Source organism: Exiguobacterium sp. s70 (assembly GCF_018618315.1).
Classification (GTDB): domain Bacteria; phylum Bacillota; class Bacilli; order Exiguobacteriales; family Exiguobacteriaceae; genus Exiguobacterium; species Exiguobacterium chiriqhucha.
Genome location: NZ_JACSLV010000006.1, coordinates 160,390 through 178,993, shown reverse-complemented (window position 1 = coordinate 178,993; position 18,604 = coordinate 160,390). Strand labels below are relative to the sequence as shown.

Annotated in this window: 19 protein-coding genes; 10 read left to right on the top strand and 9 right to left on the bottom strand. The window is 54.9% G+C overall.

Annotated features, from left to right (window positions below; all coding sequences use genetic code 11):
* Positions 1-6: 6 nt before the first annotated feature.
* The gene (locus tag KNP84_RS13530) at positions 7-1,593 is read right to left on the bottom strand and encodes a Na/Pi cotransporter family protein (protein WP_215114966.1); all 1,587 of its coding nucleotides are present in this window, start codon (positions 1,591-1,593) and stop codon (positions 7-9) included.
* Between the two features lie 23 nt (positions 1,594-1,616).
* Positions 1,617-2,912, bottom strand: coding sequence for an HD domain-containing protein (locus KNP84_RS13525; RefSeq protein WP_058764890.1), 1,296 nt, complete (start codon positions 2,910-2,912; stop codon positions 1,617-1,619).
* A gap of 100 nt (positions 2,913-3,012) precedes the next feature.
* Here KNP84_RS13525 and KNP84_RS13520 point away from each other — a divergent pair, with 100 nt between their 5' ends.
* The gene (locus tag KNP84_RS13520; protein WP_029594627.1) at positions 3,013-3,861 is read left to right on the top strand and encodes a lipoate--protein ligase family protein; all 849 of its coding nucleotides are present in this window, start codon (positions 3,013-3,015) and stop codon (positions 3,859-3,861) included.
* 4 nt (positions 3,862-3,865) lie between these two features.
* Positions 3,866-4,711 (top strand): DegV family protein, encoded by an 846-nt coding sequence (locus KNP84_RS13515; RefSeq protein ID WP_029594625.1) that lies wholly within the window; start codon positions 3,866-3,868, stop codon positions 4,709-4,711.
* A gap of 51 nt (positions 4,712-4,762) precedes the next feature.
* Here the strand turns inward: KNP84_RS13515 and KNP84_RS13510 are convergent, their stop codons facing one another.
* Positions 4,763-6,712, bottom strand: coding sequence for a glycoside hydrolase family 3 protein (locus tag KNP84_RS13510; RefSeq protein ID WP_215114965.1), 1,950 nt, complete (start codon positions 6,710-6,712; stop codon positions 4,763-4,765).
* Positions 6,713-7,038: 326 nt separating this feature from the next.
* Between KNP84_RS13510 and lipA the strand changes: the two genes are divergently transcribed.
* Positions 7,039-7,938 carry a lipoyl synthase gene (lipA, locus tag KNP84_RS13505; protein WP_328585781.1) on the top strand — a complete coding sequence of 300 codons (900 nt, stop codon included), beginning with the start codon at positions 7,039-7,041 and terminating at the stop codon, positions 7,936-7,938.
* A gap of 18 nt (positions 7,939-7,956) precedes the next feature.
* Entirely contained in the window at positions 7,957-8,787 is an 831-nt protein-coding gene (locus KNP84_RS13500) for a lipoate--protein ligase family protein (protein WP_215114964.1), read from the top strand.
* 56 nt (positions 8,788-8,843) lie between these two features.
* Here KNP84_RS13500 and amyS read toward each other — a convergent pair whose 3' ends face one another.
* From amyS to KNP84_RS13475, 5 genes are all read right to left on the bottom strand, one after another.
* Positions 8,844-10,361, bottom strand: coding sequence for an alpha-amylase (gene amyS, locus KNP84_RS13495; protein WP_236355757.1), 1,518 nt, complete (start codon positions 10,359-10,361; stop codon positions 8,844-8,846).
* 198 nt (positions 10,362-10,559) lie between these two features.
* Complete coding sequence (locus KNP84_RS13490; RefSeq protein WP_214802362.1) at positions 10,560-11,087, bottom strand: DUF2812 domain-containing protein; 528 nt, start codon at positions 11,085-11,087, stop codon at positions 10,560-10,562.
* On the bottom strand, positions 11,084-11,416 hold the full coding sequence (locus KNP84_RS13485; protein ID WP_214802366.1) for a PadR family transcriptional regulator: 333 nt from the start codon (positions 11,414-11,416) through the stop codon (positions 11,084-11,086). The genes KNP84_RS13490 and KNP84_RS13485 overlap by 4 nt, the downstream gene beginning before the upstream one ends.
* A 115-nt stretch (positions 11,417-11,531) precedes the next feature.
* Positions 11,532-12,659, bottom strand: a complete 1,128-nt coding sequence (locus tag KNP84_RS13480) for a YfbR-like 5'-deoxynucleotidase (protein ID WP_215114963.1) — start codon at positions 12,657-12,659, stop codon at positions 11,532-11,534.
* Positions 12,659-13,690, bottom strand: coding sequence for an ion channel (locus tag KNP84_RS13475; RefSeq protein ID WP_214802369.1), 1,032 nt, complete (start codon positions 13,688-13,690; stop codon positions 12,659-12,661). The genes KNP84_RS13480 and KNP84_RS13475 overlap by 1 nt, the downstream gene beginning before the upstream one ends.
* 103 nt (positions 13,691-13,793) lie before the next feature.
* Here KNP84_RS13475 and KNP84_RS13470 point away from each other — a divergent pair, with 103 nt between their 5' ends.
* The 5 genes from KNP84_RS13470 (at position 13,794) to KNP84_RS13450 (ending at position 16,815) form a co-directional block, all read left to right on the top strand.
* Positions 13,794-14,252, top strand: a complete 459-nt coding sequence (locus tag KNP84_RS13470) for a hypothetical protein (RefSeq protein ID WP_021066042.1) — start codon at positions 13,794-13,796, stop codon at positions 14,250-14,252.
* Positions 14,249-14,614: a hypothetical protein gene (locus KNP84_RS13465; RefSeq protein ID WP_021066041.1), complete on the top strand. Its 366-nt coding sequence runs from the start codon at positions 14,249-14,251 to the stop codon at positions 14,612-14,614. Before KNP84_RS13470 ends, KNP84_RS13465 begins: the two co-directional genes overlap by 4 nt.
* Positions 14,611-15,834, top strand: a complete 1,224-nt coding sequence (locus KNP84_RS13460) for a glutathionylspermidine synthase family protein (RefSeq protein ID WP_215114962.1) — start codon at positions 14,611-14,613, stop codon at positions 15,832-15,834. The genes KNP84_RS13465 and KNP84_RS13460 overlap by 4 nt, the downstream gene beginning before the upstream one ends.
* Positions 15,831-16,244: a DUF350 domain-containing protein gene (locus KNP84_RS13455; RefSeq protein WP_021066039.1), complete on the top strand. Its 414-nt coding sequence runs from the start codon at positions 15,831-15,833 to the stop codon at positions 16,242-16,244. Before KNP84_RS13460 ends, KNP84_RS13455 begins: the two co-directional genes overlap by 4 nt.
* A gap of 61 nt (positions 16,245-16,305) precedes the next feature.
* Positions 16,306-16,815, top strand: a complete 510-nt coding sequence (locus KNP84_RS13450; protein ID WP_214802378.1) for a hypothetical protein — start codon at positions 16,306-16,308, stop codon at positions 16,813-16,815.
* 57 nt (positions 16,816-16,872) lie between these two features.
* On the opposite strand, the gene KNP84_RS13445 is transcribed toward KNP84_RS13450, so the two are convergent.
* Positions 16,873-17,973: a globin domain-containing protein gene (locus KNP84_RS13445; RefSeq protein ID WP_215114961.1), complete on the bottom strand. Its 1,101-nt coding sequence runs from the start codon at positions 17,971-17,973 to the stop codon at positions 16,873-16,875.
* Between the two features lie 189 nt (positions 17,974-18,162).
* On the opposite strand from KNP84_RS13445, the gene KNP84_RS13440 reads away from it, so the two are divergent.
* Positions 18,163-18,603, top strand: a complete 441-nt coding sequence (locus KNP84_RS13440; RefSeq protein ID WP_021066036.1) for an RrF2 family transcriptional regulator — start codon at positions 18,163-18,165, stop codon at positions 18,601-18,603.
* The last annotated feature ends 1 nt before the right edge of the window (position 18,604 follow it).

The following is an 18,604-nucleotide window of genomic DNA, read 5'->3' as shown; positions in this document are numbered from 1 at the left end:
CGTTTTTCAATCTTCCAGATTCACTTCAAACCGCTCGCTCGGGACGGTCGGTTTAATGAGGTGACGCGTCGCTCGCCAAATATGATAGCCGATCCGGTCGAGCCAGAGGAGCGCCTGGACTTTTTGAATCGTCTGGTCCATCTCGAGCTGATTCGCCGCCGTCTCCTCGAGCAGTTCGGCCCGATGCGCTTTTCGATATTCAGCGAGCTGTTTCGAGGCCGTCTTCCACTGCCGCGACTCTTCCGGGGGCGTGTGATGATTGAGCGTCTCGACCATGTCGAGTTCATGCAAGACGAGCTGACGCGCGACCAGGAAGTCCGTATCGCGGAGCGCGTCGACCGGGTCGACTTCACGCATGACGAACAGCCACCGCTCCAAGTGGTCGATTGTATGGAGCAGCGACAGATGTTGGCCGTAGTCGTTGCGTCCTCGCCCTTCTTCCAATTGAATCGTGCTCAAAAAGACACGGACGTCGCCGAGCGTCTTCTCGACGAGTTGAAGCTCGTCGTCGCGTTTACGTGCCTCGTTCAGCAACAGTTGCGTCTCTTTGGCCAAATAGCGCTCAATCTCAATCAACGAGCGCCGGGCCGCCTCGAGCGCGACCGTCGGGATGCGGGCCATATTCGGGTCGAGGAACCGGGTCAGCTTTTCCGCCCGGCTCGGGATCCACTTGAGCAACTGGCGACTGAACGCCTCATGGAACGGCAGGAACGTGAACACCCCGAGCAAATGGAACGAGGTGTGGAACAAGGCGAGCCGCAACAGTTCGTTCCAATTGAGGCGATCGGCCACACCGTTCACGACACCGAACAAGAGCGGGAACGTCAGCCAGCCGATGAGTAAAATCGAGCCGTGGACGAGCACGTGCGCCAAGACGATGCGGCGGGCCGACTTCCAGCCTCCGATCGACCCGATGGCGACGACGAGACTCGTCCCGGCGCTTTGTCCAAGCACGAGCAGACAGGCTTGGGCGAGCGTCACCGTATCGGTCGCGAGCGCCGTCATCGTCAAGACAAGACCAATGCTCGAGGACTGTAATAGGACGGTCATCAGTAATCCTGTCCCAAGCAGTGCGAGTTGATGCAACGGTGTGTCCGCTTCCCAACCGGCGAATGAGAACGTGACGACGTCGCGCATCGCCTCTTGAAGTGTCCCGATGCCAACGAAAATCAGACCGAGTCCGACCATGAGCATACCGATGCGCTTGACGCGCCGTCCGATCAAACGTAGCGCCATACCGACCCCGATGAGCGGGAGCAACAGTTCGCGAATATCCACGTTATAACCTAAGAGCGCCACAATCCATCCGGTCGTCGCGCTGCCCGCGTTCGCTCCGATGACGAGTGTGAGCGCTTGGGTGAACGTCAACAGACCGGCGCTGACGAAACTGATCGTCATGAGCGTCGTCACGGTCGACGACTGGAAGAGTGTCGTCATTGTGGCCCCGAGAAACGCACCTGACACCGGTCCCTCTGCCAACAGGTTCAAGCGTTGCCGGAGCCTTTCCCCGGCCATGTTTTTCAACGTATCCGTCAACAGCATCATCCCGAGCAAGAAGATTCCGACCCCGCCGACCAATGTGCCAACTCCCATGGTGTCACTTCCTTTTCAACGATTCACTCTCCCCGTAACGTTGACAACATCCATGTTTTTTCTGACGCGTAATCTTTCAAATTGAGGAGCACGTCCTCAGGATAATAGATTTTCTCGTCTGACTGGCGCGAGTTCAAAATCGATTGGACGAGCATCGATACTTCTGAGATTTCGCGACGGTCGCCGTCGTTCATTTGCAGGTAGATGCCTTCGTATTTGCCATGCCCTTTATACAAGTCGTACGGCAGTTGACTGAGCTGGTCCTCGAGTAAGTAGTAGCGGGTCGGCAACCCGATTGACTCCATCGTCGAACGCAAGCGGTCCATGTAGCGGACGCGGTTCGCTTCCGGGAAATTCTTATACTTCAACAGGCGGCGGTTGACGAACCGGCTCGCGAGATCGGCCAAAATCGGGTCCGCCTCGTCCATCCATTCTTGGAAATAGAAATAGACGATCGTCTCATCGAGCTTCAAGTAATGCTCGAGCGTCATGTCCTCATGATTGAAAATCGGCAAGAAATGCTTCGGCGTCATCTCGAAGGCGTAGCCCGACTCGTACAGCTCTTGCGCCCGCTCGAGCACGGCTTTGAGCAACAGGTCGCTCGACCGCGTCGCCGGGTGTAAATAGACTTGCCAATACATTTGATAGCGCCGCATGATATAGTCCTCAATCGTATGCATTCCCGACTGTTTGACGACGACTTGGTCCTCATCGGGACGCAACACCCGAAGCATGCGCTCAAGGTCGAACTTGCCGTAACTGACACCGGCGAAATGGGCGTCACGGAGCAGATAGTCCATCCGATCGACGTCGAGTTGCGAACTGAGGATATTGACGAGCAGTCGGTTCGGGTGTGTCTTATTAATGATGGCCGCCACTTCTTCCGGGAAGCCGACCCCCATCTCGGACAGCACTTTGTTCACTTCCGTGTCCCCGAGGATGATGCGTTCGGTCCACACCTCGTGACGGACGGCGAAGACATGCTCGAACGCGTGCGAGAACGGACCGTGTCCGACATCGTGCAGCAGCGCCGCCGCGAGCAACAACTCCCGGTTGCGGTCATCCCACTCCGGATACTCATGGAACTGATCGATTAGCTGTCGGGCGATTTCGTAGACGCCGAGCGAATGATGGAAACGCGTATGCTCGGCCCCGTGGAACGTCAAAAACGACGTCCCGAGCTGTTTGATGCGACGTAACCGTTGAAACTCTTTCGTATTGATCAATTCCCAGACGAGATGATCATAGACGTATATATATCGATGAACCGGATCTTTGAACACTTTCGATCCTGACAATTGACCTCGTGACGTATACATGACGTTGCCCCCTACGTTTCATTAATGATTGGATTCGACTTCTAGCGCGTGGTTCCTCCCATGTTATAATGGGAAGGAAATTATTTATTGAAAAGGAATTATGTATATGACCCATCCATTATTACGACAACCGACCTACCGTGTCATTGACCAGTCTTCGCTCGGTCCGGCGTTCCAAGCCGAGCAATCGTTCGCGACGGACGATACGCTCTGTGCCTCGACCGCGACGTCAGGTGCCGTCCTGCGGGCCTGGGTTCATCTAAACACGGTCGTGCTCGGGATTCAAGACGCCCGTCTGCCCCACTTGGCAGATGGCATCCGTTTGCTTCATGAACACGGCTTCCGTCCTGTCGTCCGCAATTCAGGAGGACTGGCCGTCGTCTTAGACGCGGACGTGTTGAACTTATCTTTGATTTTACCCGAGAAAGACGGGATTCAAATCGATAGCGGCTACGAGGCGATGACGTCACTCATCCAACTCATGTTCCAAGATGTGACGAACGAGATCGTGCCTGGCGAAATCGTCGGCTCATACTGCCCGGGCAGCTTCGATTTGTCGATTGACGGCAAGAAGTTCGCCGGCATTTCCCAGCGCCGCGTCCGTGGCGGCGTCGCCGTCCAGATTTACTTGAGCGTCCGCAAGAGCGGAAGTGAACGGGCCGCGCTCATCCGTGACTTTTATGCGCAAGCCATCCAAGGTGAAGCGACGCGCTTTACCTATCCGGCCATTGTCCCTGAGACGATGGCGTCACTCGAGGATTTGCTAGGAATCCCGCTCACTGTCGATGACGTGTTGCGTCGCGCCTACACCGTCCTCGGTGGCATGAGCCGGCTCATACCTGGCACGCTCGATGAGAACGAACAAGCGACGCTCGCGACCCAACTCGACCGGATGTGGAAACGCAACGAACCGATTCGCGACATTGAACAACAATTAGCAGAGGAGTGACCGCATGTTTAAAATCATAACCGATACCGGAGCCGATTTGACCCAAGACCAAGTTATCGAGTACGGCCTCGAGGTATTGCCACTCGGCGTCATCATCGACAACGAGGAATTTTTAGACGGGGAAACGATTCAACCGAAAGACGTGTACGACGCGATGCGGAACGGCAAGACACCGAAGACGTTCCAAATCGAGGCGGCCCGACTTGAGCATTGTTTCCGCCAACATCTCGAATCAGAAATCCCGTTCCTGTATCTCGCTTTCTCGGGCGAGCTCTCGGGTACATACCAGACGGCCGTCATGGTCGGCAACCTACTTAAAGAAGAATACCCGAACAGCACGTTCCATATTCTCGATACGCGTGCCGCGTCCGTCGGCCAAGGGCTGTTCGTCAAGACGGTCGCCGAGTATGGCCAAGACCATACGTATGAAGAGACGGTCGCCTACGCGACGTCGCTCGTCGGCAAAATCCGGCATTTGTTCACGGTCGAATCGCTCGAGTATTTGATGCGCGGCGGCCGTGTCTCGAAAGCGAGCGCATTCATCGGGGATTTGTTGACAATTTTACCGCTTTTGACAGTCGAAGACGGCAAACTCGTCCCAATCGAGAAGGTGCGCGGTCACAAGAAAGTGTTACGCCGCATCGTCGAATGGATGACCGAGTCGAAACCGCTCGTCGAGGGTGGGCATGTCTTCATCGGTCACGGGGACGACCCGGTCAAAGCCGATCAGTTCGAGGCGTTGTTACGGGAACACGTGAACCCGGCGAGCGTCACGAAGACGATCGTCGGTTCGGCCATCGGGGCGCACACAGGCCCAGGCCTTCTCGTCGTCGGCTATTTCGAGGCGTGACAATCAAACGAAAAACCGCGAGTACCCTCATGGGGCACTCGCGGTTTTAGTTTACTTGTTCCAGTTGCGGAATCCGTCACCAAACTCGAGGTGCAAGTCGTCTCCGAACACGCCGTTCTCAAACGTCGGTACGTCGACCGGGAGTTTGCCCGTCGGTTTCACTTCACCGAAGATGGCGCGAATGCCGGCCGGGAGGTTCGGTCCTGCCGATTTGGCATTGCCCGCCTCTGAATCCGGTCCGTTCGGGTCACCTTTGAAGCCGTAGATGATGAGCTGGGCCGGTGCATCCGGCTGAACCGCCACATCGTACGGGTTGCGCAGGCTGAGCAAGACTGACTTCTTGCCCGTCTCGTTGGCGTAACGGAACACTTCGGCCGGCACGTAGTTGTCAGCCGACGTCGATTTCAGCTTGGCGCTGTTGTTCACGTTCGAGCCGACGATGATATAGTCGGCCGCGTCGAGTTTTTCTTTCAATGCCGGGTTTTGATCCAAGTGCTTCGTCGATGCCGTATAGTTCGCGGCGATGACGTTCACGTCTTTCATGTTGCCGGCGTTCTTCTCGAGCGACTTGATCGTCTTGATCATGCTGTCCGTCTGGTCTTTCGCCGGTGACAAGACGAGGACCGTCTCACCTTTTTTCGGTTTGAACGGAAGCGTCTTGTCATCGTTTTTCACGAGCGTGACGGCCGCCTCGGCGATTTCACGTTCTTTCGCTTTATGTTCGGCACTGCCGACGACCGTATTCGCCTCAGCGAGTTTCGCCTCAAGCGTCGTCGTGTCGACCGATTCTTGCCAAATGCCGCGTTCCGCTTTGAGCGTCAAAATCCGCTCGACCGCTGCATCAATCTTCTCTTCTGACAGGCGTCCATCCTCGACGGCTGCTATGACGTCTTCAAAGATCGTCTCGAGCTTCACGACGTCCGCGTTCGACCGTAAAATCGTCGGCATGAGCGCGATATCCACGCCCGCATCGAACGTCTTGATGACCGCTTCGGCTTCCGTGAAGTTATCGGCAATCGCCTGCATGTTCAAAGCGTCCGTGATGACGATCCCGTCATATCCCATGTCTTCCCGTAACACGCCCGTGATGACGTCGTCCGAGAGCGTCGCCGGGAGCGGGAATGTGCCGCGCGGCGAGTTGACGACCTCATCCTCGATTTGTGGCATCCCGATGTGTGCCGTCATGATCATATCGATGCCTTCGGTGATGGCTCGTTTGAACGGCAACAGTTCAAGACCGCGCAAATCTTCGAGCGATTTGTCGACGATCGGAAGTCCGTAATGCGAGTCGACCGCCGTGTCACCATGACCTGGGAAATGCTTCGCCGTCGCGGCGACGCCCTGGTCTTGGATCCCTTGTGTCATCGCCGAGCCGAGCTCGCCGACGAGTTCTGGGTCGCTCGAGAACGAGCGTACGCCGATGACCGGGTTGGCCGGGTTGTTGTTGACGTCTAGCACCGGACCGAAGTTGACGTTCACCCCGAGAGCGTTCAACTCCGAGCCGATAATATTCCCCGCGTCGTATGCGTACTGGCTGCTCCGTGTCGCCCCGAGCGCCATGTTACCCGGCAAGTTCGTGCCCGTTCCGAGACGTGTCACGATTCCACCCTCTTGGTCAATCGTGATGAAGAGCGGTACGTCGTTGCTTTCGTCTTGTTTGACGACTTCTTGGAGGTCGTGGACGAGTTTCGTCGTCTGTTCGGTCTCGGTCACGTTTTCCGCGAACAAGATGACACCCCCGAGGTCAAACCGATCGACGACGCGCGCCACATCTGTCGCGAGTGCCGTATGGTTCGCCCCGTTCCATAATCGGAAGTCTGGCATGATCATTTGACCGAGCTTTTGTTCAAGCGTCATCGACGCGAGCTTGGCGTCCACACGCTGCTCAATCGACGTTGCTGGCGTCTCCTCCGCTACGACCGCAGTCGCCATCGGGACCGATGAGACGAGTAGCGCTGTCGTTAGCCCCAGTGTCGCCGTCCAGTTCAATGCTTTGTTCATGTTCCCCACTCCTTTTTTGAAAGTTTCCCCGACCCCCAAACAAAAAGGCATGGAGGAAGAAGCGTTGCCTCACCAACGCTCGTTCACCCCATGCCTGATCGTATCAGTTACATATGGTCCTTATTCAGGTGGTCAACGTCAGTATAGCAATTCAAAAAATGGGAAACAACACTTCACATGAAAGCGTAACCATTTTGAAATATATGTTCTGTTTTGACACACATCCAAGCTGTATTGGCAAAGCCAATAATTTCGCTGGTTCGAATTCGTCCTCATCTTTGGTAAACTCTTTTTGTTAGGGGTTAACTTTCAAAAAGGGGGAAATCATCTTGGCACGAGGGGAACTGAAACGAAAGCCGGAATGGTTAAAGATTAAACTGAACACGAACGAGACATACACCGGTCTCAAAAAGATGATGCGCGAGAAAAATCTACATACCGTCTGTGAAGAGGCGAAATGTCCGAACATCCATGAATGCTGGGCCGTCCGCCGCACCGCGACGTTCATGATTCTTGGAAGCATCTGCACCCGCGCCTGCCGCTTCTGCGCGGTTACGACGGGCAAGCCGAACGAACTCGACTGGGAAGAACCGAAACGCGTTGCCGAGTCGGTCCGCCTCATGAACCTGAAGCACGTCGTCATCACGGCCGTCGCCCGCGACGACTTGAACGACTACGGAGCGACGGTATTCGCCGAGACGGTCCGCGCCGTCCGTGCCATGAACCCGGAGACGTCAATCGAAGTGCTCCCGTCCGATATGATGGGTGACTTCTCGGCGCTCCAGACGCTCATCGATGCCGGCCCGGACATCATGAACCATAACTTGGAGACGGTCCGTCGTTTGACACCGAGAGTCCGCGCCAAAGCGACGTACGACCGGACGCTCGAATTTTTAAAACGGTCGAAAGAACTGAACCCGGACATCCCGACGAAGTCGTCCATCATGGTCGGACTCGGCGAGACGAAGGAAGAGTTGATTCAAGCGATGGACGACCTCCGGGCCCATCACGTTGACATCCTCACGCTCGGCCAATACTTGCAGCCGACGAAGAAGCACCTCGACGTCGAGCGTTACTACCATCCAGATGAGTTCGCCGAGCTGAAAGAGATTGCGTTGGCGAAAGGCTTCTCCCACTGTGAGGCCGGACCGCTTGTGCGTTCCTCGTATCACGCGGACGAACAAGTCCACAAGGCACGTCGTCACACGATGTTGCCAATCGACTAAGAGAAAGAAGAGACGTTTATGATTGGAACGACATGGCATTTGCTTCATACCGCCCCGCTGTCCCCAGCCGAGAATATGGCTATCGATGAGGCCATCGCCGGCTGGGTCGCGCGCGGTGACGTAAAACCGACACTCCGTTTTTACGCCTGGGCCCCGCACGCCATCAGCGTCGGGCGCTTCCAACGGGCGACGCGCGATCTCGACCGCGACGCGCTCGCTTTAAATGGGATCCCGGTCGTCCGTCGTTTGACCGGCGGACGGGCCGTCTTGCACGCGGACGAGCTGACGTATAGCGTCATTCTCCCTGAGACGATGCCATCCTTGCCGACGAACGTCATCGAGAGCTATCGCCTCCTGACCGAAGGGGTGCGTCGCGGGTATCACGCACTCGGCGTCCCGGCCGAGTTCTCGGTGCCGTTGACCGAGGCCGACCGTGAGGCGCTTCGAAAACCGAAGTCGGCCGTCTGTTTTGACGCCGCCTCGTACTATGAGCTCGCCGTCGACGGGAAAAAGATTGCCGGGAGCGCCCAAGTGCGCCACCAAGGTGCCGTCCTGCAACACGGCTCAATCCCATTGTCGATTGACGATGACGTCTTGTTCGACTGCTTCAATCTCGAGGCCGATGCGAAGGCGGAGGCCAAAGCCCGCTTTGGTGACAAGGCCGTCTCCTTGAACGAGACGCTCGATCGACCGGTCGCCTTCGACGAGGTCGCGACGGCGTTCACGGACGGGTTCCGTGACGCGTTCGAATTGACGTTCGAACCGCTGACGTTCACCGAGGCGCAGCAACAAGAGATTCAGGAGCTCGTCGCCAAATATGAGAGTGACGAGTGGGTCTGGAAACGCTAAATTCAAACAACACCCGATCGAAGAGAGGATCACCTCACTTCGATCGGGTGTTTTCGTTATTGTTGCGTATAAATCGAGACCGAGCCTCCGTTGACGAAGAACTGACCCCAGCCGTCAGCATTGATTGTGACGAGACGGGCGTTGTTGTTCGTCATGTCTTTCCATACCTCGCCGGCGTTCTGTTTGCCGACGTACATCCACTTCGAGCCGCCCGGACCGTCCGATAGAATCGTTGCGAGACCCGATTTGGCACGGTCGGTCACACCTTCACGTGTCCAGCCGATGACGTCCTGATGATCGAGGTAGTCATGCTGCGTCCCGTAGGCGAAGTCTTTTCGTGCCTTCAAAATCGGTTGGAGCGTGCCCGACATGTTCGGGATTTCGCGGTTCGTCGTCCCTTTCGTGCCGTAATAGTCTCCATAGAAGAGGGCCGGATAACCCTGACCGCGCGTCATGATCGTCGCGTAGGCGAGCGGTTTGAACCAGTTGGCGACCGTCGACTCGAGCGACTGGCCCGGCTGTGAGTCGTGGTTATCGACAATCGTCACGGACAGCGACGGATGCTGTTCGGTGACGGTGCCTTTCAAGATGTTGCGCATATCGTAATACCCGCCGCCGTTACCGGCCGCTTGGAAGTTGTAATGGAGCGGCACATCGAAGACGGAGTGCGTGTAGCCCGTCTTATACAGATAGTCGTTGATGGCACCGAGGTCGTTCTTCCAATACTCGGCGACCGTGAACATCTCTTTCCCGGTCGTCTGGCGCACGCTCGTCACCCACTCCTTCAAGTACGAGTGGCTGATATGTTTGACCGCATCCAACCGGAAACCGTCGAGCCCGAGCGAGTCGGCGTACCATTTGCCCCAGTTCTTCATCTCTTGGCGGACCTCGGGATGCTCGAAGTCAACGTCCGCGTACATGAGGTAGTCGTAGTTGCCGTTCTCGTTCGACACGTCCGTGTCCCACGCCTTGCCCGTGCTCTTGAACTTATAGATGCGGCTCAAGCTGCGTGACTGATCCCAATCGGTACCGTCAAAATGGTACCAGCGCCATTTGAAAGGCGAGTATGTATTGTTGCGCCCCGCGAAGTTGAACCCGGTCCAGGCCGAGATGCCGTACTCGCCGGACGTCTCTTGGTTCCGGTTCGACGGATTGACCTCGATCGCCTGAACGGATTCGGTATAGTCGGCCCCGCCCTTATGATTCATGACGACGTCGCCGTACACGCCGATCCCTTTACCGCGCAAGTTCGAGATGGCGGTCTGGAGCTGCGCTTTCGTCCCGTACTTCGTCCGGGTCGTCCCTTTTTGGTTGAATTCGCCGAGATCGTATAAATCGTACGCCCCATACCCGACATCGTTCTGTGACGTGCCTTTGTACGCCGGCGGAATCCACACCGTCGTCACCCCGATGTCTTTCAAGTGCTGCGAGTCGTTCGATAGTCGGTTCCAATGCAGCCCGTCGTTCGGGACGTACCATTCAAAGTACTGCATCATCGTACCGTTTTGCGGCGTCGCCGCCTGTGCGACCGGTTGCCCGGCGAGCAGTGCAATCGCGGTGACACCAGCCGTCATCGCTAACCCTTTCCGTCTTTTACCCATGCCCGTTCCTCCTCTTCAAAATGAATGCAAGCGCTTTCATTAATTATCATGCCCGATTCTATTTTGGTTGAATAGAGGATTTCCATAAAACAGTTCTCTGCGCCTAACTATTTTTTTCTTGAATAGTTCAGTCGACCAAAACAAAACGGATGGCTTGTGCCATCCGCCTAGTCATTCATTCCGTTCCAAACGTTTTCGCTTCACGAGGAAACCGAGATACGGGAGTCCTGTGAAGACGAGCCCGATGACGACAAGCGTCTGTAACACCAAAATGATGGCTTCCGCCGTCTGCGGCCAATCCAATTGGAGCATGAACACAAATCCAAGTGATAACAGCAAGCAGATGAGCGCACCCCGCCCCATCGCACGCTCGACTTGCCCATATTTCTCTTGGGTCGTCTGGCGATCCGTATAAAGAGGCGTCGCGTCCGGACTGCCTTTGAACACATGAATCTCATCGCCGGTCGACGTGACATGTTCCCATCCGCTCGCGGCGAACAGCTCAAAGTAATCCTCGTCCGGTTGTTTGCGATAATCGAGACTATAGCGCACGTCCATCGGTTCCCCTTCGACGAGCGTATAGCCGAGTGGAGCGAACTTCTCTAAATGCCAGCCACGAGCTGCCATCTCCCCTAGCTTTTTCATTTCCCGCTCTTCGGCGAACGCCAATCCCCAACTCGACATATATTTCCGTTTCATCGGTGTCCCTCCCCGTCTAAAATGAAGCGTGCATCGTCAACGATCGCTTGCCGCCGTTTCAAGTCTTCCGCCACGAGGGCACGGCCTTGACGCGTAATCACATAGCGTTTCTGCTTTCCGTCCCCGTCAATCGGATCAATCAGTTGCGCGTTCACGAGCTTCTTGATGATGGTGTACATCGACGCCGGTCCGATTTTGATTCGTCCGTTCGTCAACTCCTCGACGAACTGCATAATCAAATAGCCGTGACGCGCCTCGGTCAAGGCGAGCAGGATATAGAGCATGCTGTCGGTCAATTCTCCGAGTTCAATCGTGTCATTACGTGGCATCCCGCCACCCCCTATATCATTCATTGATATATCTTACCCTCAATATATATCGTATAATGATATATGTCAATAAATGATATAAAAAAAAGCCGCAGACAGTTCGTCTGCGACCTTGTTAACTAGTGACGTAATCTAAATCGTGCAAGATGTACGCTAAAAAGAACAACATGCTCGGGTTCTCGTAGCGCATCTGCACTTTACGAAGTTGCTCCCGATACGTGACCTCGTACTCAGCCCCGTTCATCTTCCGCTCCATGTTCATCTTAATGAGCGCGTCGAGTTTGTCCATCATATCGACGAGCATGCCTTCATACGTATCATCTTTCGAATCGGCCATATAGCGGCGGAACGCCGGCTGCATATATTCCGGGAGGAGCGACAAGAGCGCCTCGCTCTCGGTCCGTTCGTACGCCTCGAACGCCGCACCGGTCTCGGCGGTCGAATGTTTCACCGGGCCGAGCACGTCCCCGGTCACCCCTTCGACGAGGTCGTGACAGAGAAGACGGGCCGTCAATTCGGCGACATCGACGTCGACGTCATATTTCTCGCGCTCCAACAAGCCGCTGAACAGCCCGAGCGCGGCCGCCCGGAATCCATGGATGGCGTCGTTATCGTCGATCGTATTGAAACGGCCTTTCCACCGTCTTACACTGTCCATCCGCATGACGTTCTCGATGAACGTCGCCACGTCGGTCTCGGCCTCGACTTGTTCATAGAGCCAGCGGACCGATTCGAGCGGATGATTGCGCAGGGCTGCTTTCATCTCTTCAAGCTTCGCGACGAAATGGGGCGAGCCGTGTCCGACTTCCCGGCGGACGAACAGCATCGCGTCGAACGAATCGATTCCATCGACGAGCCGTCCTTCGAATGAGTCGTCCTCCGCCTCGACGAGGAAACGATAAAAATGCGGCCGGAGCGACTGCGACAACAACTCGACGAGTCCGAGACTCGCCGTCCGCTCCATCCGTTCGATATGTTCTTTGAGCGTCGGTTCTTTTTTCGTCCGGTGCATGATTGGACCGGTCTGCACTTCGTTCATATCATGGAACAGCGCCTTGCCGAGCACGTCGAGCAAGTTGACGTCCCGTCCTTTGTTCTCTTCGTAATATGCCGCGATTAAGCTGAAGACAGCGACGCGGAAACTGTGGCTTGCCGCATTGTCATGATAATGCGGTGCATACTCGTCCCATCGTTGCACGTTCTGCATGCGTGTCATCTTGCGGATAAACGTTCCGTTATACATCAAATTCCTCCTTGGTTCAGTCGCTCCCACGAGTCATCGTGACAGACGATGTAAAGCATATCGCTCGCCTGAAGCGGTGTATCGAGCACCGTCGCGTAATCGAGACGGTCGTTGACGGCGATTAACGTGACGCCTTGATGCAACAAGCTTTCCGCAGCGTCCCGGATGGTCGTCCATTCCGGTTTCGGTGCGAGCGCCTGGATGTTGCCGCCTGACTGTTTACTAAGCAGCTGACGGAAAATCGATGTCGTCCCCGGCTGCAGCGTCGCTTTCGCCATGAGGAGTGACACCGAGTCGTTCGCGAGAATAAAGTCGTCGATTCGGACGTGTTTGAATTTCGAGATGTTCCGTTCCTCGCACACCTCGACGACCGTATGCAAATCGACGCCGCGTTCAGACGAGAGCGCTTCGACCGCTGACGCGATGAGCAACGATTTCCCGTCGGCGAGGAGTGTCTCCGTGATGCGGGCATCCGCGAAGATGGCGACCCGGCGCGCCTTTAAAATATTGGCCTGCAAGAGTACGGCCTCATCCGACGCGTCACCGTGGACGAAGTGGACGTTGTCGTGGTCGTACGGTTCTTCCTTCAACTGATCGATTAAGACGATCTCAGCCTTTGGCTCATAGACGAGCACTTCATCAATTGCCTTTTTCGTCTTCGGCGACCAGCCGATATAGACGTAATGCCCTTCTCCTCGATACACTAACTTCCCCTCCCGTTTTAACCGTTGAAACGTCGCACCGACTTCAACGAGTTTTCCAATCAACGCCCCGATAATCCCGATCCCGAACAGGAACAAGAAAATCCCGAGCCAACGTCCCGCGACCGATGTCGGGAAAAAGTCACCGTATCCGACGGTCGTGAGCGTCGTCATCGTCCACCAGAATGAGTCGAACATCGACGGGAACGTCTCCGGCTCGAGCACAAACCCGAGGACGGTACCCGTCAAGATGATGACGAGCGATGCCAGGACGACGTTCAAAAACGATAATTTCGATAACCCGCGCCAGACACGAAAAAAGATATGCACAGAAAAACCCCTCCTTTTCCTATATACTAGAGACAACTTACTTGATTTACGAAACCACCTTACGTTCGGTTCCGTATAGAAAGAAAAAAGAAAGGACGACGTCATGAACTCAATCGTTTTGGAATATCGACTTTATAAAAATGAACTTTCATTCGAGCCACTCTACCATTATACATCGCTCGGCCTCGATGAAGTACTCGCCCGCCGCGAATGCGAATTTTTCGTCAAGGACGGCATGACCTACAAACAGCGCTCATCGGCGCTTGAAGGCGAGCAATATTTCTTGATTTACGTCGACCGCTACACGGAAGGCCCCGTCGACAAGCACGAGACGACCGACATTAAAGTCGAGATCCGGACGCTCGACGACCGGTTCGACAACCCGATGCTCGAGGCGTATTACGTCGATCGGCATCTCGACGCACTCGCCATGCTCGGCAGTCAGTATTTGTATGTCGCCGGCAAAGAATATGAGCGCGACTCGGCCGAGACGGACGAAGATCGTGGCGTCTATGTCATTTACGTCACCCCTACAGGTTATACATTGGAGGAATCAACATGAAGACAAGCAAAAAAATCTTGAGCGGTCTGTCGGCTGCTGTCTTGACCGCATCGTTAGCGGCATGCGGTACCGACGAAACAGAACAAGCGACGTTACCGGAAGAACCGACCGGCTATGAATGCGACGATTGGGACTGGGATGATGAGACGGAGTCATATTACTGTGACGATGATCGCTCCCCTCACTTCGGGAGTTTCTTCTTACTCGGTAGCCTGTTCAATTCAAAGAGTGCATTGAAGAACTCCTCGGCATATAAAAATTACCGCTCGAACGGTGGCGCCAGCAGCATCACCCCGAACAAATCAAACTCAGGCTCCAACTCGGGACTCGGTAGCGGTTCAAAAGGCGGCTTTGGGGGATGAAGCGAGACGCACTGTTTGGCCAAATCCCTTTCTTTTGGCCTGACTTGAACGACGAGGAGTACGCCCTTTACGACTGTCTTACCATGTCTACGGACGCGGTGGGGCAGATTCGGATAGCGACGCGTGACGTCGATGCGATTTTCCGTAAGACGAACCGCCTATTGCGCACCCTCCCGGACGATACTCTCCGCTTGCTCGGTTATCCTGAGGCGAGCCTACCGTTCCTGCGCGACAAGGCGCTGCCGCAAGAGACGATTATCGGTCGCTATGACTGGATCGTAAAAGACGGCACCCTCAAGTTGATGGAATTCAATGCCGATACACCGACGTTCATCAAAGAACTGTTCGACGTGAACGGCTATGTGACGACAGAATTCGGGCTCGACGACCCGAACGCGGCGTCGACCGAAGAGCTCAAGGCCGAACTTCGAAAAGCCGTCATCGCAGCGTGGCAACGACTCGGTCGGGACGGGACACCGAAAATCGTCTTCACGGCCCATGACGACAATATCGAGGACAAATGGACGACGCGCTTCCTTCAAGAGACGCTCGATTTACCGTCCGAATTCGTCCCGCTCGACCGATTGCTCGTCAATGCGGACGGCGTCTTCACACCGTCCGGGGAAAAAGTCGACGTGTTATATCGTCAGACGTATCCAATCGAGCATCTGGTCGACGACCGGGCACCCAATGGTGATTTGATCGGCATCCGCCTGCTCGAACTGAACGCAGCCAAACACGTCTCGGTACTCAATCCGCTCTCGGCGTTTCTCATGCAGTCCAAAGGCGTCCAAGCGCTCATTTGGGAACTGTATGAGGCCGATACATATTTCGACGAAGCGGAACGTTCCATCATCGAGACATATTTTTTACCGACGTATCTCGAGCCTGATCCGTTTATCGGCCAGAGCGCGTACGTGCAAAAGCCCGCCTTCGGCCGGGAAGGCGACTCGGTCATCCTCTACGACCAAGCCGGCGTCCCGTTTCATAAAGAGACACTCCAGACGTACGCGGACGAGACGGCGGTGTATCAACAGTTCATCGAGCTGCCGACCCGTCTGACGAACACGGTCAACGGTCCGCTCGAGACGCACTACATGGTCGGCTGTTTTTGCTTGAACGGCCATCCGTCCGCCCTCGGCGTCCGCGCCGGCAGCATGATTACGAATAACCAGTCTTACTACTTAGCCATCGGCACAACAAAGGAGAATAACTTATGACGTTCATCACGCTCGATTCCATCTTGAGCTTCCTCGCTCACCTCGGCACAGGGTTTGGCCTGATTTTAGCCGGACTCGTCGTCTTCGCCCTTACGACGAAGTATTCGGAACGTAAATTGATTAAAGAAGGTAACGTCGCCGTCGCCTTGAAACTTTGGGGGAAAGCAATCGGACTCGCCATCGTCATCTACACGGTGTGGGCGAACAGCGTCAACCTGCTCGACGCCTTCATCTGGGGACTCGTCGGGATACTTGCCCAAGTGCTCGCCTTCTGGACATTTGAATACGTCCTGACACCAGGCGTGAACTTAGAGAAAGAAGTTGAGAACGGCAACCTCGCCATCGGGATCAGCCTTTTCTCCGCCTCACTCGTCGTCGGCATCATCGTCGCCGCGAGCTTGACGTACTAATCAAACAGCCCATGCGCTCAGGATTGAGGCATGGGCTGTTTCTATAGAAAGGAAGAGACAAATGTTCAAACGAAAAATTATCGGAGTGTTGCTAGCTTGTATCGCACTTATCGCCTTGATACAAAACGGACCTACATTTTTAGAGAATCGAAAGCTTGATCGCTATTTGGCTGATGACGGGTTTCACGCCTACACATACGATCAATTTGATGAATCAAACCTCGCCCTGTTCACAAATGAGGACGAGACAATGCTTGGACTCGCCGAAATGAGTGGTGACGGGTATAGTGCCACAACTGTCGAGACAGTCGATGCAGCTCCGTTCGACTATATCGAGCTTGAACATGAAGGCACTTATTATTGGGGGGTGCGTCTCCACAACAACCCTCAAAAAGTGGCTTCTCTCCGCATCATCGGAGAGCGTATGCAAGGAGAACACGTCCTCAATCGTCCCGAAGAGGATACGTTTTCTAAATATCATATCTTGAAATTACATAACGTCCCTCAAGAAGATTGGACGATTCAAACGTTAGACCAAAATGAGCAAGTCATTGACTCGATCGACCTATGAAAAACCGCAGACCAGCCTTGGTCTGCGGTTTTTGTATTCTCTATTCCTAAACGGTAATTAAGCGCGTGAAAGTACGGCCGATGGACCGAAGAACTCGTAACGGGCTTGTGGAATCGTTTGGACGACCGTCTCCATCATCGCGGTCGGACCGCACGTGTAGACGTCGTGTCCCTCGACATCAAGTGCTTCGAGTTGTGTCGCACTCATGCAACCTGATACGTCATCGACGTGTGTGATGAGCTGGAGACCAGCGTTCACAAGTTCATCGAGCTCTTCACCGAGCGGACGGAGGTTCGTGCTGCGGACAGCATGGAGCAACGTGACCGAACGGCCTTGACCGAGTGCCGTCTTCGCCATGTTGAAGAGCGGCGTGATACCAATCCCGCCAGCGACGAGTGTGAGCGGACGATCCGATGCTTCGAGCACGAATTCGCCAGCCGGGGCACTCACTGGAATCTCCGTACCGACCGTCTGCTCGTGGAGCCAGTTTGAGACGAGCCCTTCCGCTTTCGGCGCGATCCAGTAACCGTCTTCTGTCGTTTCGACGACGCTATATTGACGGTGGTGCAAGATGTCTTCCCCAGCGATACGGGCTTGAACCGAGATGTATTGACCTGGGATGGCCGTCCCAACGACGCCGTCGTTCGCTTTGATGTGGAATCGTCTCACTTCCGGTGTGTCTTCAATCACTTCAGCAACCGTGAACGGTTTGAAACCGATCCATGGTGCATCATCGTACATTTGTTTCTCGAGCGAGATGAAGACGTCGGCGATGACACCATATGCTTTCGCCCAAGCGTCGATGATATCCGGCGTCGCCGCTTCACCGAGCACGTCTTGAATCGCGCCGAGTAAGTTTTGTCCGACAATCGGATAATGTTCCGGACGGATGTTCAAGCTCTTATGTTTATGAAGCGCCGGTTGGATGGCCGGAAGGATTGCTTCGAGACGATCGATATGGACGGCTGCCGCATAGACGGCGTTGGCGAGCGCCTCTGGCTGACGACCGCGTTTTTGGTTCGTATGGTTGAAGAATTGACGGACTTCTGGGTTGTTTTCGAACATGCGCTTATAGAAGTGACTCGTGATAGCGACACCGTGGTCTTTCAAGACCGGTGCGGTTGCTTTGACGATATCCATGGTTTGTTGATCTAACATTTTGTTTCCCCCTTTTTGAAAGTTCATGTTCATTATGTGAGGTAAGTCACTTCAAAAGCAATATATAAAATACTTGTTTAAATATAAGTTCAAATTTCCGCCTTGAATCCGCCACGCTTTTTTCACATCTTCCATCATCGCGCTTTCAGACGATGTCTTGTACAATGAACGGATAAGAGGTGAAACAACATGCGGCTCACGCAAACGTGCGATTACGCACTCCGAACACTCATGTATAGCGCCACGTTCTCCCATCGTCTCGTGACGATTCAAGAAGTGGCGGACCAATATCAGATTTCAAAGAACCACGTCATGAAAGTCGTCTATGAGCTCGGCAAGCATGGGTATCTCGAATCGGTGCGCGGCCGTGGTGGCGGCTTCCGGCTCGCCCGACCGATGGAGGACATCAACGTCGGCGACGTCGTCCGGACGATGGAACCGTTCGAGCTCGTCGAATGTTTCGGCGAAGGACGATGTGTCATCGCACCCGCATGCGATTTGCGGAGCGTCTTGAACGAGGCGATGCTCGCGTTCCTGCACGTGCTCGACCGCTATACGATTGCCGACCTCGTCGCCAACCGGACGAACGAACTGGCTATGTTGCTAGGCATACAAAACCCGACGGACTGAA

Excerpts from the sequence above, each read along its gene's own strand:
- KNP84_RS13460 (WP_215114962.1), top strand. The coding sequence starts at position 14,611 with ATGAAGCGAGACGCACTGTTTGGCCAAATCCCTTTCTTTTGGCCTGAC.
- KNP84_RS13525 (WP_058764890.1), bottom strand. The coding sequence starts at position 2,912 with ATGTATACGTCACGAGGTCAATTGTCAGGATCGAAAGTGTTCAAAGAT.
- KNP84_RS13470 (WP_021066042.1), top strand. The coding sequence starts at position 13,794 with ATGAACTCAATCGTTTTGGAATATCGACTTTATAAAAATGAACTTTCA.
- KNP84_RS13510 (WP_215114965.1), bottom strand. The coding sequence starts at position 6,712 with ATGAACAAAGCATTGAACTGGACGGCGACACTGGGGCTAACGACAGCG.
- KNP84_RS13480 (WP_215114963.1), bottom strand. The coding sequence starts at position 12,659 with ATGTATAACGGAACGTTTATCCGCAAGATGACACGCATGCAGAACGTG.
- KNP84_RS13500 (WP_215114964.1), top strand. The coding sequence starts at position 7,957 with ATGATTGGAACGACATGGCATTTGCTTCATACCGCCCCGCTGTCCCCA.
- KNP84_RS13465 (WP_021066041.1), top strand. The coding sequence starts at position 14,249 with ATGAAGACAAGCAAAAAAATCTTGAGCGGTCTGTCGGCTGCTGTCTTG.
- KNP84_RS13520 (WP_029594627.1), top strand. The coding sequence starts at position 3,013 with ATGTATATGACCCATCCATTATTACGACAACCGACCTACCGTGTCATT.
- KNP84_RS13450 (WP_214802378.1), top strand. The coding sequence starts at position 16,306 with ATGTTCAAACGAAAAATTATCGGAGTGTTGCTAGCTTGTATCGCACTT.
- amyS (WP_236355757.1), bottom strand. The coding sequence starts at position 10,361 with ATGACGGCTGGTGTCACCGCGATTGCACTGCTCGCCGGGCAACCGGTC.
- KNP84_RS13485 (WP_214802366.1), bottom strand. The coding sequence starts at position 11,416 with ATGCCACGTAATGACACGATTGAACTCGGAGAATTGACCGACAGCATG.
- KNP84_RS13530 (WP_215114966.1), bottom strand. The coding sequence starts at position 1,593 with ATGGGAGTTGGCACATTGGTCGGCGGGGTCGGAATCTTCTTGCTCGGG.
- KNP84_RS13440 (WP_021066036.1), top strand. The coding sequence starts at position 18,163 with ATGCGGCTCACGCAAACGTGCGATTACGCACTCCGAACACTCATGTAT.
- KNP84_RS13445 (WP_215114961.1), bottom strand. The coding sequence starts at position 17,973 with ATGTTAGATCAACAAACCATGGATATCGTCAAAGCAACCGCACCGGTC.
- KNP84_RS13490 (WP_214802362.1), bottom strand. The coding sequence starts at position 11,087 with ATGAAACGGAAATATATGTCGAGTTGGGGATTGGCGTTCGCCGAAGAG.
- KNP84_RS13515 (WP_029594625.1), top strand. The coding sequence starts at position 3,866 with ATGTTTAAAATCATAACCGATACCGGAGCCGATTTGACCCAAGACCAA.
- KNP84_RS13455 (WP_021066039.1), top strand. The coding sequence starts at position 15,831 with ATGACGTTCATCACGCTCGATTCCATCTTGAGCTTCCTCGCTCACCTC.